Origin of the sequence: Pseudomonas sp. W5-01, from assembly GCF_046540435.1 — a bacterium.
Taxonomy (GTDB): domain Bacteria; phylum Pseudomonadota; class Gammaproteobacteria; order Pseudomonadales; family Pseudomonadaceae; genus Aquipseudomonas; species Aquipseudomonas graminis_B.
Genome location: NZ_JAXCIP010000004.1, coordinates 311,365 through 326,884 on the forward strand (window position 1 = coordinate 311,365; position 15,520 = coordinate 326,884).

Sequence of the window (15,520 nt, forward strand, 5' to 3'; positions counted from 1 at the left end):
ACTGTTCTCAGGGAGTTGTTCATCATGGACGAATCATCTTTTTCGTTGATCGCCAACCTGGCGAAAACGCCAGCGCCTGATCAAAACAAAACCGGCGACAAAGTGGACTTTGCCACCGCCATGCAAACCCTTGGGTATCGTTCGGTCTTCGACATCCTGCGCTCATCCAAGAAAAGCTTTGTACGGCAAATCAGGGCGCTGAGCGACACCAACGCCGAACTTGCCTACGACAATGCCCAGTGTTACGCCACGCAAATCGTTCGCCTTTATCGCAACGAGTTGATCTCTTCGGGTCGCCAGCCCCGACTGACCGCTCGCACAGGGGTGCGATCGCTGGTGGAAATCGGTCCCAGCTATCCCAATCTCTTCAAAGAGAACTGGGACGAGTTTTGTAAGGTCGGCGCCATTGAAGCCATGGACTCTCCGGCGGCGTACCTGACATCGTTATACCGCTTTGCCCTGCGAGAGCTGGAAGGCGCCACACAAGATCCAAACAGGATTCAGCTCGCCGTACGGCGACCGGATCTGGCGAGCCTGATGATTGACCAGCAGTCCACCTTCAAACCAGTCCCCATGCTAGACATCGTTAAAAGCGTTCTGGAAAAAGGAATCAGGGATTACACCGATAGGGAAGGTAGCGCCGACAAAGACAAACCAGTCTTCGAGCTGATCGCGGGAAAAAAACATCCGTTTTTGTTTCCGTATAGCTATCAACACGAACAGATCCGACTGGGGCTTTCAGGCAAGAAGCCGATGCTGGGGGAAATCGATTACCGTATAAGCCTGAAATTACCCATCTATGCAGATGGCTCTAACGACTACGGACGAGTGAAAAACCCAAGCTCTGTCGCGCAGTGCCTGATGAGCAAGCTCAGCCCCGAACAGCAAGAGATCGTGACTGAGGCCAGTGTTTTTGCCGAGGAAGACCAGGAGAACGCCTATCAGCATTTTTACAGCACCTATTACGACTGCAATTACGTCCCGAACGCTGAAAATAATGCGTTGACATCACTGAATACGTTTCTTGAAAAAACCGGACTCACCGCCGAGCAAACGGAAGCATTGACCGCTATCGGACAATATCTGCCTTTTAAATCGCCCAATGCAGGCACGCCGCCCTTGAGTTTGCCCAGGTCCTTCGGCGCTCGATATATTAATAAGGAAAGTGACAGCGAAAGTTACTCAATCAGCATTAGCGCAGGAAAACTGACACACACTACTCACAAAAGCTTCGACAGGATCCAACGCATGGTTCGCCTGCAGCGCTGGACGGGAGTACCGTTTGCCGAGCTTGACACGCTGATCGTTGCGGCGGCGCTTGCAGAAATCGATGACCAGGGTGAGATGACGAATCCTGATGTGGTCTTGAATACCAACACACTGCGGGCGCTTGGAGTTTTCAATTACTTTAATAAACATTTTGCGCTGTCCCCCGAAGAGTTTTCAGCGACAGTTCATGAAATCGCGACCTTCAATGTGGGCGAGCGCCCCTCGCTTTTTGACCGTACGTTTAATAATCCACAACTCTTCAACACACCGCTTGCAATTGGAAATGTCAACATCTATTACAACCCCACTAATGAGAATTGGCAAAAAGCCAGTGCCCAAGTCTGCGCCGCACTCCACTTAGAACAGTCCGCCGATTCTCTCGGAATGTTAATCAACGACATTTACTATTTTTACAATCCTTTAAGAGACGATGGTATTCGCCCCTACGCAACGCCTAATACAACACTGTGGTCACTTTCAGCGTTCTATCGTCTGAATCGCATTGCCCACATGTTCGGCCTGTCCGTCAAAGACAGCCGTGACCTGATGCTTTTGCTGGGCGGAGAAGATTACCTGCATACAGTCGTCAGAGGCAGAATAGAACCGGTCCCCGGCGCCGATGCAAAGCCCGACTTCCTGGACGTCCTCATGCACATGGACTGGGCCGTGAGATGGCTCAAGGAGACCGGCCAGGACGTTACTACTCTGTGCGCCCGTTTGGCCATCGACGCCGTAGAACCTCCGGTCAGTCAACAGCTTCTGGACACGCTTGAGCAGTTGGCGACCGATGCACGCGACACCTTGCTGACCGCAGAAGGCCTGGCTGGACTAACGCTACCTGCCACCGATAGCGCCAACGCGGCGATCGAATGGTGGCCATTGCTCACCACTGTCATTGACGAAAATGGCCTGGTCATAGCACTGCCGCTGACCCTTGAAAACGATAGCCGCGGCGCCATTCGATCGAAGGTCGTCACTGCTCTGGAAGCAGTTGATCTCGGTGAGGCGCATGACCAGGCAGCCGATCAACTGACGAACTTCGTTTTCGGCGGGCTTTCACTTCAACAACGTCTGATCGAGGGGCTGTTGCAGAGCCTCAGTGGCTTGCCGATGGACCGCGCAGCGTTCGTCGTACGGTGGGCAGATAGCGATGTGCAAACCCTGTTGAGCACCGTGTTGAACGCAAGCGACCTGAGCGATTTAGTTCTGGTGACGGACGTAAAGACAACACCCGTCGTCAATGCAATTCGTTCAGTCCTTGTATACAGCGAAGTCTGCCAGCAGCTAAACCTCAGTGCGCCCGCCCTGCTCACCTTTCTGGTTAACCCGACCTGGCTTGACCCTGCGTTTACGGCCCCATCTCTGCCGTTGAGTCTCGCCAGCGTGTATCACCTGGACCGTTATTCCCGCTGGGTCAACGACTGCGGCGCTGCCGAGGAGCAACTGACCCAATACTTCGTTGCCGCCAATGCTGCCAGCGCCGATAAGGCCCAGTGCGCCGCGACCCTGGCGCAACTGATCGACTGGCCAGCCACCGACATCCTGTCCGCTGCTGCATTCCTGTCCGGGACCATCGCAAAGTCGATGAGCGAAGTGGACTGGTTGCGCCGGGTCAAAGCCACCTCTGAACAAACCGGTCTGGGCGCTACCAATCTGCTCAAGGCAGCCTGCCTGGACCCTGCCAACGCGACCAGGCTGGACTGGCAAACAGTGGGTGAGGCAGCAGTCGCGTCGGCACGTGGTCAATAACCCAAGGTTCAATGCGCGCGTATCAAGGCAATCTCAATCAAGGAAGAACCATCATGCAACGCTCAATTGAAAACCAACTCAATGAAAGTTATCGCGACGCGTTGGTGGCGTACTACTTGAGCGAGGTCGTGCCGAACCACATACCGCTTGTTACCTTGGGGCTACACACTCGCTTGAAGACAGCGAACGACCTGTATGAGTTTTTCCTCATCGACAACCAGGTCTCCAACGACGTACAGACCAGCCCGGTGGCATCGGCCATCGCCAGTCTGCAGCAGTACATCAATGGCACGTTGATGGGAATGGAGCCCGGTTACACAGCCCTGCGCACCGATGAGCCACAGTTTGTGGAGTGGAAGGATCGCAGCAGCCAATACCCGATCTGGGCAGCGAATCAGCAACTGGCGCTGTACCCGGAGATCTACATCTCACCTGAGCTGCGGCTGAAAAAGTCCATGTACTTTGCTCAGCTTGAGAACGATATCAACCAGAACAAGATCTCCATCGACACCACCCAGGACGCAGTCAAAAGTTATCTGGCCAGCTTTGAAGAGGTGGCCAACCTGACCATCGTCAACGGGTATATTGATGGCAGTGATTTCGCTACCGGCAAGTATTACTTCATCGGAAAATCCCGCGCCGAGGACAAATATTACTGGCGCATGGTGGACATGAACGAGCGCGCTTACCTGTCGGGCACCGAAGGACCGAAAGACGATAATCCTACCCCCGGCGCCTGGTCCGACTGGAAACACGCTGAGCTTGGTATCTCCGCCAATACCATTGAGCGCACCATCCGCCCAGTATTCTTCAACAATCGGCTGTTCGTGGTCTGGGTGGACTTGATTCAAGTAGCGGATGAAGTAGCCCTGCAACTTAAAACACCGGCAGGAGACCCCCCCTATCCAGCGCCAGCGCCAGCGCCAGCAGAAGGAGAAGAACAGCAACAGGTAGTGATCACACCCAAGGTGCAGTTGCTGTTGAACATATCCTATAAAAAATACGACGATTCCTGGAGTGCGCCGCAGATTTATATGGATGTCACGAGATCCAATATTTTGGGAGCCAACAAAACAATGCTGAATGAAGCGCTTAATACAATTGCCGTATTTGACGCTTCTCATTCGCCAGAGTCACTATTCATCGGCATGTACGCAGGAGAGTCTCTGACCTTCGGCGACAAGGATGGCAGCTACTCGTTATATGAGTTTTTGAAGACTGCTTTCATCGATAAAAACTTCAACTTCACACCGGCGTTCCCCGTCAAAGAGACAGTGACTGAATCAGTTAATGCATCCGCGCTTGAGCTGGAGGAGGTTCGTATTCGAAAAGCGTGCTGGGTATTTGCACTTTATAATAAAGCGCGCTTTCAGTTTTATTGGCATACGCAGGTGTCATTAACAATAGCAAAGACAACCGCTCTAAATCCTGACAACCAAAACTGGAACTACTCCGGACTTCAGCCAAAAATTACAGACATCACCACCGAAGCAAATCGACCTGTGATAGATCAGGAAAAAGCAACCGTCAGACTTTGCACTGATGTAAATGAGCGCATAAGCACCCCCTCGGTAGCTATCACGCTGACATTCACCGCATTCTTTATGAACTGGACTTTTAATCTGGTCGTAGATCCTACTTCACCTGATATGTGGCTTCCGCTGCTTTTAGGGTCGTCGGTAACAAACCCCTATCTACCAGGCACGATTGAGCTTAACCTCTGGCCGTCAGCCGCATCTGATCCAACTATCATTCGGTTACCTAACTTTTTAAGGGACTCAGGCGTGAACCCCTTAACCCTTGCTTTAGGTGAGAACAGTCTTGAAGGCAAAGTTATCTGGAGATCGGCTATTCAGCTTTTTCTCGTTCATGATGATCCTGACTGGACTATTTCCGGCGACATGCACTCCGTAGACTGGCCAGCACTTTCCTCAGGTATGAGCGAGTTGGTGATCAACGTAGCCCCGCCAGTTACATTTCAACAGTACTTTTCTTACCCGATTGACATGTCTGCACCAGGAACAGGTCAGATGCATTACAGAGGCAGCGGCCAGAACGTCGTTTTCATGGATCCATCCAACCCGTTCTACGTCGATATACCTTTCGACAGATCGACCCTACTGCCTATCGGCTTCAACACGCACTTTCTACCTGACTCAAAAGCGTTTTATGTCACTCATGGCGTGGGCGTCAATACGACCTCTCCACCGGTTTGGATTGCCAATGCGATAAAATCTACCATGATCGAGCTGCTTTTCGTTGGTGATCTAGGAAATTGCCCTGTAGCGCCTATGACAACCAAGCGCGCCGATCCGAACCTGGGTGTTGCCGAGTACATCGACTTCACAGGATCATCGATTAGGTACTCAGACGGTTCCAATTCCGAACCACGCAAGCCCATCCGCATGAACACCCTGTTCGCACGTGAGCTTATCCAAAAAGCCAATATCGCCCTTGAAGCCCTGCTCTCCTGGGGAACCCAACAATTGCTGGAACCGCCCATTGGAGATCAGTCCGAATCACCTCCCATGGATTTCAAAGGCGCCAACGGGTTGTATTTCTGGGAATTGTTCCTGCACTTGCCGTTCATGATTGCCCATCGTCTGACGCTGGAAAAACAGTTCAAGGAGTCGGACTTCTGGCTGGGGTTTATCTTCGACCCCGCTCGTAAGGCTGCCGCGGGAGCATCCGATTCAGGCGCACCCGATTACTGGAACGTCCGCCCGCTGGTGGAGATCTCCGACCCGGATTATTTCATGCGCGCCCCCATCGACCCCGACGGCATTGCTGCCAGCGATCCGGTGCGCTATCAGAAAGCCATTTACTCGCACTACATCAAGAACATGATCGAGCGCGGCGACATGGCTTATCGGCAGCTGACCCCCGACAGTCTGAACGAGGCGAAGCTGTGGTACGTGCGGGTGCTGGATCTTCTGGGGCCAAGGCCCGACACCCGTCTGGTCAGTCGCTGGGCGCCGCAAACCCTGGGCGCACTGGCGGAATCCACCCGTGCCGGGCTCCGGGAGTTCGAGGCAAAGTTGATCGATCAACAACAGCAAGTGCGAGCCAGCGCCAACGCAAACGGCGGGCAATCGCGGGTCAGCTTCAAACAGGCGCCGCTGCGCCTGAGCACCTTTGGTCGGGACCCGACCTTGATGGACGCAGACACCGATTATTTCATCCCGCCCATGAATTCCGAGCTGGTCAAGCACTGGGACACCGTGGAGTCGCGGCTCTACAACCTGCGCAATAACTTCACCCTGGACGGCAAGCCATTGCAGCTGCCGCTGTTCGCCGCGCCGCTCGACCCTCGCGCGCTGTTGGCGGCCTATGCCAACGGCGCGGCCGGTGGCGGTGCTGGCAGCCTGCTGGCGCAGGAGGTGCCGCACTTCCGTTACGCAGTGATGGCGGCCCGTGCCAGTGCAGCGGTCGAAACCCTGATCCAGTTCGGCAACACCTTGCTGTCGATCATTGAGCGCAAGGATCAGGCCGAGTACATGGAAATGCAGCAGGAACTGGCCTGGGAGTTTGCACAGTTCGCCATCGACCTGCAGCTCGAGACGCAGAAAGTCGAGATAATGGCCCGAAAATCCCTTGAAGCCAGCAAGGCTATTGCAGATGCCAGAGCTGTGTTCTACGACAATCTCGCCATTGAAAACGTCAGCGCTGGCGAAATTGCGGCGATGACGCTGCAGGCGCTGTCGCGTGTGTACGAGGGGGTCGGGGCTGTTGCCGACGGCATAGCGTCAATGCTCAAGCCTGTCCCGAGTGGCGGTGGGGCGAATGTTGGTGCTGAAGGAGGAATGACCTTCGGCGCCCATGGTGGGGCATCAGTCAGCGGCATTCAGATTGAAGGAGTCGCTCAGGCTGTTGGTATCGGTGCCAGAGCGCAGGCGATGCTGCTCCACACCACAGGGGAGGCATTGGAGAAAACAGAGCAATACCGTCGTCGCCTTCAGGAATGGGAAAACCTGCGTGACCAGGCCGTCCTGGAGTCGGAGGCACTTACCGCCCAACTGGCCGTACACGATGCGCAGATCAGGGTGACGGTGATCCAGCTGCGCCAGGCTCAGGAGGCCAAGAACCAGGCCGAGAAAATGTACGCTTTCCTCAAGAAGCAGCGCTTCAGCAACACCCAGCTGTACCAGTGGCTCACCGGCCAGTTTTCGATGCTGTATTACCAGGCCTACGACGCCACAGTGTCGCTGTGTCTGGCCGCCGAAGCCTGCTGGCAATACGAGCGCGCCGATTTCACCACCCGATTCATCAAACCCTCTGCGTGGAACGACACGTATCGCGGCTTGCTGTCGGGAGAATCGTTAAAGCTGGATCTGCTGAGAATGGAGACCGCGTTCCTGTCTCGCCACGAGCGGTTGCTGGAGATCGTCAAGACCGTTTCGGTCAGACAGCTGCCACCGTCCACTGACGACGTGCTGACGCTCAACCGGGAATGGGCGGACGTCGTGATGCGACTCAGTGAAGAAGGCGCCGTTGAGTTCGAGATTACCCAAGCCATGCTTGACGAGGACTACCCCGGCCAGACCCTGCGTCGAATCAAGCGCATCAGCGTGTCGCTGCCGGTGACCGTGGGCCCGTATCAGGACATCCGCGCGATCCTGACGCAAAGCTACAACGCGGTTCAGATCGGCAATACCCTCAAGGAGAACATGCGCGCCAGCCAACAGATCGCGGTGTCTACCGGCATCGATGACGATGGTCTGTTCGTTTTCAACTTCGACGATGAGCGCTATCTGCCGTTCGAGGGGACCGGTGCGATCTCGCGGTGGAGGCTGGACTTCCCGCATTTCGACGGATCGCAGAAGGACATGATTGCCTCGATCACCGACATCATCGTGCATATCCGTTACACCGCCAAAGCCGGGGGCATCAACCCGGGCAAATCCATCGAGGCACCAGGCAAAAAGCGAGCGAGCAAAAGACCATCGATCTGACCGAGCACAGTCATCAGGGAGATCACTGTCATGGAAAACCAGGCACAACAACCCGGCATTTCAGCGCCATCCTTGCCCAAGGGCGGCGGCGCGATTCAAAGCATCGGCAAGGGCTGGGGTGCAGTGGGCGTCAGTGGTTCGGCGTCATTCGGTCTCGCATTGCCCATTACAGCGGGCCGGGGTTATGCGCCTGCGTTAGCCTTGGGTTACCAGAGCACCGCGGGCAATGGTCTGTTTGGCATGGGCTGGGGACTTAATTTTGGCTGCGTGGCCCGGCGCGCCAGCAAAGGCGTGCCGACTTACACCGATGACGACGTAATCCTTGGCCCGAGCGGCGAAGTCTGGCTGCCTGAGCGTGGCGACGATGGCTCGCTGGTGTTCGAGACAGTCAGCAAGTATCTCGAACTGGAGCTGGACGAGACGTATCAGGTCATCCGTTATTTCGCCCGGGTCGAAGGCGCGTTTGATCGCATTGAACACTGGCGCATTGACCCCGTCGATCCTGGCTTCTGGCTGATTCATGGTGCCGATGGCAGCCTGGCTTTTTACGGCAAGAACCCCGGATCGCGCAGTACCGATCCGGCGGACGGCAATCACGTTGCCGAGTGGTTGCTGGAGGAAACCATGAATGCGCTGGGCGAGCACATTCTTTACGAGTACAAAGCCGAAGACGAAGTGGGTCTGGCTGATGATTCGCCGCGGGACTACATTGCCCAGTGCTACCTATGGCGTGTGCGCTATGGCAATAAAGCGCAATCGCCGGATCTGTATCTGTGGAAGCCGGAGCAGCTGGAGAGCCTGAACTGGCATTTCGACCTGCTGTTTGATTACGGCGAGCGCAACACCGATGAGATGGGCATTCCAGCCTATACCGACGAGCACGCCTGGCCGGTGCGTTCCGATCCGCACTCAAGCTTTGCGTACGGTTTCGAGCTGGGCAACCTGCGTCTGTGCCAGCAGGTATTGATGTTTCACCACTTCCCCGACGAGGGGCTGGGCGAGGAACCACGGCTGATCACCCGCCTGCTGCTGAAATATCAGACGCTGGGCTTGGGCTACAACATGCTGCGGGAAGCTCATTTGCAAGGGGTGGCAGCTGACCCTCTTTATGCGGACAAGGATTACCTGCAGCCGCGCCCTCCGGTCGTATTCGAGTGGGGCGAGTTCGACGTCAGCATCGGCGGCTTCCATGCGCTCGATGACCTACCGGGCTTGAATGACGGTCAGCACTACCAGCTTGTCGACTTGTATGGGGACGGACTTCCCGGCGTGCTGTATCAACAGGACAAGGCCTGGTATTACCGTGAGCCTTTGCGGGACGAAGCATCCGAAGACCCGGACGCCATCCAATACGGCCCCTGGCAGTTGCTGCCGAACATCCCCGCAGCCGACGCTACAAAACCTGTCCGCCAATCCCTTGTCGATCTCACCGGCGACGGTCGGCTGGATTGGTTGGTGGCACAGCCGGGCATGGCGGGGTTTTTCACCCTGAACCCTGATCGCAGTTGGTCCAGGTTCGCAACGTTCGGCGCCTTTCCTCCCGAATTTTTTCACCCGCAAGGGCAATTGGCTGACCTGATCGGCGGCGGCCTGAGCGATCTGGCATTGATCGGGCCACGCAGCGTGCGCCTCTACGCCAACAAACGGGCTGGCGGTTTCGGCCCCGGAATCGATGTCCCGCACGATGACGACTGTCTCCCGCTGCTGAGCAACAGCCCTAATGAGCTGGTGGCTTTCTCCGACATTCTGGGCACCGGCCAACAGCATCTGATTCGTATCCGCCACGACGGCGTCTGGTTCTGGCCCAATCTGGGCGCGGGGCGTTTCGGCAGCGGAAAACTGTTCGCCGCCCTGCCCTTCAGCTATGAAACGTTTGATGCGGGAAGAATCAGACTGGCCGACATGGACGGCTCCGGGGCCGCCGACCTCTTGTATCTGGAGCTCGATCATTTCAGCATTTTCATGAACCGCGGAGGCAATGGGCTGAATGAAGCCCACGTGCAAAACTGGCCGGACGGCATGCGCTACGACCGGTTTTGTCAGGTCAGCATGACGGATCTCCGGGGCTTGGGCTGCTCTAGCCTGGTACTGACGACGCCGCACATGAAGCCGCGCCACTGGCGCTTCGACTATTCGGAACGCAAGGCGCCGTTGAGGCCTTGTCTCAAACCGTATTTGCTGCAGCGCAGCCTCAATAACATGGGCGCGGTCAGCGAAGTGTTTTACCGCAGTTCCGCGCAGGAATGGCTGGACGAAAAAGACGCGCTGCGCGCATGCGACGAAGCACCGGTACCCGAGCTGCCGTTCTCAGTGCATGTGGTGGTCAGGCAGACCCAGTTGGACGAGATCACTCAAAACCTTTTGACCCAGCGCTTCCAGTACCGCCAAGGCTTCTACGATGGCAGCGAGCGAGAATTCCGCGGTTTCGGCTTGTTGATTCAAACCGACACCGACGCGCCCGTCGATCCGGACAAAGATGATGGTTTTACCGCGCCTGTCATGACCAAGACCTGGTTTCATACCGGCCGCTACCCGCAACGTGAACCTGGCGACTACAACGCAAGCGATCCCGACGCTCAGGTGCTCGGTGCTCACTTGCTGACACGGCACGAAGGATCAGTCGAAAAAATCATCGACAAGATCGATGACGCCACCGGCCGGGAGATGGCCCGCGCGCTGGCGGGCAGCGTGTTGCGCGTTGAGGTATTCGGCCTGGACGGCGGCGTCGCGCAATCGGTGCCGTATTCGGTGCAAAGCTCGCGCTATCTGGTCAGGCAACTGGCACCGCTCAGCCCGTTCCAGCCGTATGCGCGCATGCTGCCGCTGGCGCTTGAGTCGATCAGTTATCGTTACGAGCGCCAGGCGGACGATCCGCAGTGCGATCGAACAGTGAGCCTGGCTTGGGACAAGTTCGGCACACTGATACACGCCGCGTCAGTGAACTGCGCCCGGCGCAAGACATTCGGCGACGACGCTCCCTTCGACGACGAATACCAACAGACGTGGTGGCAGGCCTCCCATGATGATGCACAACAGACCTTCTATTTTCAGGAGCAGCGTGTTGAGCCCATTCATCTTGAGGCAGCACAAAGCTGGCGACTGGGCCTGCCTTACCGGCAGCGCAGCAACGCCATGCTCGCCCCCGCCACGGCGTTCTCGGTGGAGGACATCAGTTACGAAACCTTCATCGATCCCTCAGGCAAATTCAACGGGTTGCCGCGCACGCTGACTGCACTCTCCTTGCAGCGCTACGCAGGCTGCACAGGAAAAGAGGCGACGTTCGTGGCGCTTCCCGATGCCGTCGAGCTGGCCGAACTGGATGATCACGCACTGAGCGCCTACGACCGCGTGATGGCGCCCGATAAACTGATCGAGCGCCTGGTTGCGCTCAAATATGAACAGATGCCGAGTTTTCTACCCGATGACGGGCTGAACCTGTGGTCGGTCAGACGCGGCTTCAATACTTACGCCCCAGCGTCGGTTTTTTACCACGTCACAGAGTTCAAGCCGACGAGCAGTCATGGCTGGAGCACTGTGGAGTACGACGCCTACTGGATGCTCGTTAAGAGCATGACGGACCCGACAGGTTGTAAAACCACAGCCACCTATGAGTATCGGACATTGCAGCCCGTCCGCCTCGTGGACCCGAACCAAAACACTCAGGAGGCGGCCTACGACGCCTTTGGTCAGGTGCGTGCCACCAGTTTTTACGGCACTGAGCTGGGCGTCGAGGTGGGGTTTGACCCCATCGGAACCCTGCCTTATCTCGTAACACCTGGCGAAGCTATCGCTTCGGCGCCTCTAACCCTGGGCCGGCGCGCCACTTATAACTGCTACGACGCTTTCAGCTGGATGGACCGGTCTTTAGGGCATCAACCTGTGCACACCGCCACGCTGGTAGCTGACCGATACCCGGATGACCCGGAACGGCAGATTCGTATATCACTGGTGTCCTACGACGGCTTCGGTCGCGTTCTGCAGACCCGCCAACTGGTAGAGGACGGTGGCGCTTATAAAGTCGATCCCAACACTGGAAATCTGGAAGTCGCGAAAAGCAAACCCACAGTTGACCTCGTTACCGGAAAGGAAGAGGGGAAAGTTGGGCCGGTTGTTGTAGCCGCCTCACCTCGCTGGCGGGTCAGCGAACGGGTGGAATACAACAACAAGGGCCTGCCGATCCGGATTTACAGACCCTACTTCGCCAACACACACCGCTACGTAAACGACCAGTCCATCCGAGACTACGGCTACTGTGACAAGCAACATTACGACCCGCTTGGGCGCCCGACCGTGACCTACACAGCGGCTGATTTCATGCGACGCCAGACTTATCTGACCTGGTACAGCATCAGCGAGGACGAGAACGATACAGAAGAGGAGATGCTCGCCATCCGTGCAGCCCGAAACATCAGCAAAATCGGATTTTCAGATCTGTATTAGCGGGCCTGAGTCGAATGCTCAGGCCTGATTGACCGCCAGCCGGCACGGCGGCCGCGGACATGGATGATGCGCCCCGAACCAGGCTCAAGGGGGCACAGCGACTCGATGCGGACTCAAGTGGCGCATGCAACTCACCCCTAGAAAGGAGGTCGCCTCCATGAACCTGCACAGTAAAACCCCACAGTTACACGTCGTCGACCCGCGTGCCTTGTTGGTGCGACATATCGCCTATTGCCGAGCAGTCGAAGGGGAGGTCGCCGAGCCACGCATCACGCGACATATCTGGGATGAAGCGGGTCGGCACGTTGCCGATCAGGATCCGCGCTTCGCGGGCACGGGATTGCCGTTCAATACCACTACCACTCACTCGCTATCCGGCGTAGCACTTCTTCAGCAGAGCGTCGACGCGGGCTGGAAGCTGACACTGAGCGGAGCTGCCGGCCAGTTACTGGACAGCTGGGACGCCAGGGGCAGCAGTGGTCACGTCGATTACGATCCGATGTTTCGTCCCGCATCATTCACTGAAAAACCGGCGGATGGCGAGCCTGCAATTGTCGAACGCTTCACCTATGGCGACAGTTCGACGGAATCGGCGCACCACAATCAATGCGGTCAACTGATACGCCATGACGATCCGGCAGGCACACTGCTGGGGTGTGAATTCGGGTTGGCGGGCGGCTTACTGCTGACAAATCGGCGACTGCTGCTCAGCCTGCAATTACCGGACTGGCCAGAAAGCGTCATTGAACGCGATCTGCTGCTCGAAGCAGGCGAAGGGTATTTCAGCTCGGCCGTTGTCGATGCGCTGGCGGAGGCCATCCAACAGATCGACCCGGCCGGGAATCGGCGCACATTATCCTATGGCGTCAGCGGCCAGCTTCAGGAATCCGGGATAGAACTGGCGGGCACATCGGCTCCTCAGCGCCTGGTCAGCGCAATCGCGTACAGCGCCAGCGGCCAGGTCTTGGCGCAAACTTTCGGTAACGGGGTCATCCGCGAAATCACCTACGAGCCAGCAAGTGGACGTACAGCTCGAGTGACCGCTAAAAAAGCCAATGGCACGCTGCTGTCGGACTTGAACTATCAATACGATCCCGCGGGCAACGTCGTTGACGCTGACGACGCCAGCCAGCCGACCCGTTTTGCTGACAACCAGAAGATTGAGCCCGTCAGTCAATACCGTTACAACACTCTTTATCAACTGATTGAAGCCAGTGGGCGTGAGGTCTCGACCGGTGCCAGTCACGGCCCCGCCTTGCCCGACGCGATCATGCCGATTCCGGATCCTAATAACCTGGCCAAGTACTCCCAGACTTACCGCTACGACGCAGGGGGCAACCTGCTGGAAATGCATCATGCTGGTGGGCAAGCCTTCACGCGCAAAATGGACGTTGCACCCGACAGCAACCGCAGCCTGCCCCACGATGAAACCGACGCGGACTTTGCATCCGGATTCGACACGAATGGCAATCTGCAGGAACTGGTTCGCGGCCAGACCCTGGAATGGGACGTGCGCAACCAGCTACGGTTGGTCACGACCGTGCGCCGGCAGGACGGAGCAAACGATGACGAACACTATATTTATGACGGCGGGGGCCAGCGCTTGCGCAAGATCACAAAAGCGCAAGCGAGTGGCCGAACGCTGGTATCCGAGGTCCGCTACCTCGATGGGCTGGAAATCCGCAACCAGCCGGATGGAGAGATTCTGGAAGTGGCAACTGTTCAGGCAGGAGGCAGCAGCGTACGAATTTTGCACTGGAAGGCCAATAAGCCCGATGGGATCGATGACAATCAGGTGCGTTATGAGTTGAGTGATCATCTGGGCTCCAGCACGCTGGAGCTGGACGGCCAGGGTGGCGTCATTACCCGGGAAGGTTATTACCCGTTCGGCGGCACCGCCTGGTGGACCGCGCGTAGCGCCATTGAAGCCAAATACCGAACCGTTCGCTACAGCGGCAAAGAGCGCGATGCCACAGGGCTCTATTACTACGGCATGCGTTATTACGCACCGTGGTTACAGCGATGGATAAACCCCGATCCGCAAGGCAGTGCCGATGGGTTGAATGTTTACTGCTTCGTCGGCAACTCGCCTGTGAGCAAGTTCGATACCGATGGGCTGGAGGGTATGGACGCGAATCGGGCCGCAACCGTGTTGCAGAGTCGAATCAAGAGATTTATATCGCCCATTAGCGTTAAAACACTTACTGAAGGCGTTATCGGCGTATCGATAAAAGGGGATAACGCTGTATTCGCAAAAGTCGGCATTGAGCTTGATCGCGAAGCGGCAGCGCCACGCGAATTCGCCTACCTGTCTCTGAGTAGCAGTCTTAGGGGAAAAGTATCAGGAGGCGATGCGGCAATACCGCTCAGTAGAGCCGCAGGTGCTCAAATCGCCGACGCCAGCGGTTCGATGCCAGCGGCCTACGTAAACGGTGGATATTTCAATATGGGAGCCAGGCAAGCCATGTCCGGACCTTTACCATTGCCATCCCCCCAACTTTCAAACCTGGAATACGCGTCAGTTGGAGAGAACATTATCGACAGCCTTCAAAAGCCTTTTATCGACCCGCCTGAAGACTACAGTTCAGCTTATTCAAAACTGCAGCTAGGAGACGGTTCATTCATTCATGTGGCCCCCAAACTGACAACAGGAGGCGTCATGGAGTTTTCACGCAGAGACAGCCTTAAAGCAAAACACATCTATGGCGAAGAAACGGGCCACGTGGGCGCTTTAGGTCATGCCAGCGACCCCAATGCGCGCTCAGCGATCAGCCTCGCAGAAAACAACACAGCCAGAACTCGTCTGGCTATCGCGCTTAACCAGGGCCGAGGCACCTTTAGTAGAAAAACCGATGAGCCTGGTTTCACGATGCTTGAATGGGCGACCGTCATGGCTCGACTGGACAACCTGAACCCTAAAAATGAAGGAGACCCACCCGCCGCCTCATCCTGGAATCTCGACGGTGGCGATTCGTCAACGCTTGGCGTGCTGGACCCTTCCGGCAAGCACCTGCTGCAGGTCCACACGCTGAAATACGGCAGAAGCGGCGTCAAATCAGCCAGACCGATAGGAAACTTCCTGACATTCCATCGGTAAAAGAAAGCGCGGC

General features: G+C 56.6%; 4 protein-coding genes. All 4 read left to right on the forward strand.

What is annotated here, in order from left to right; genetic code table 11:
* Nucleotides 1-24: 24 nt before the first annotated feature.
* The 4 genes from SLW75_RS14950 (at nt 25) to SLW75_RS14965 (ending at nt 15,507) form a co-directional block, all read left to right on the forward strand.
* Nucleotides 25-3,018 carry a Tc toxin subunit A gene (locus SLW75_RS14950; RefSeq protein ID WP_410934823.1) on the forward strand — a complete coding sequence of 998 codons (2,994 nt, stop codon included), beginning with the start codon at nt 25-27 and terminating at the stop codon, nt 3,016-3,018.
* A 53-nt stretch (nt 3,019-3,071) separates the two neighbouring features.
* A complete protein-coding gene (locus SLW75_RS14955; protein ID WP_410934824.1) occupies nt 3,072-7,970 on the forward strand; it encodes a neuraminidase-like domain-containing protein in 4,899 nt (1,632 codons plus the stop codon).
* Nucleotides 7,971-8,000: 30 nt separating this feature from the next.
* Nucleotides 8,001-12,410 carry a SpvB/TcaC N-terminal domain-containing protein gene (locus SLW75_RS14960; protein ID WP_410934825.1) on the forward strand — a complete coding sequence of 1,470 codons (4,410 nt, stop codon included), beginning with the start codon at nt 8,001-8,003 and terminating at the stop codon, nt 12,408-12,410.
* Between the two features lie 157 nt (nt 12,411-12,567).
* Nucleotides 12,568-15,507, forward strand: coding sequence for an RHS repeat domain-containing protein (locus SLW75_RS14965; protein WP_410934826.1), 2,940 nt, complete (start codon nt 12,568-12,570; stop codon nt 15,505-15,507).
* Nucleotides 15,508-15,520 lie beyond the last annotated feature (13 nt).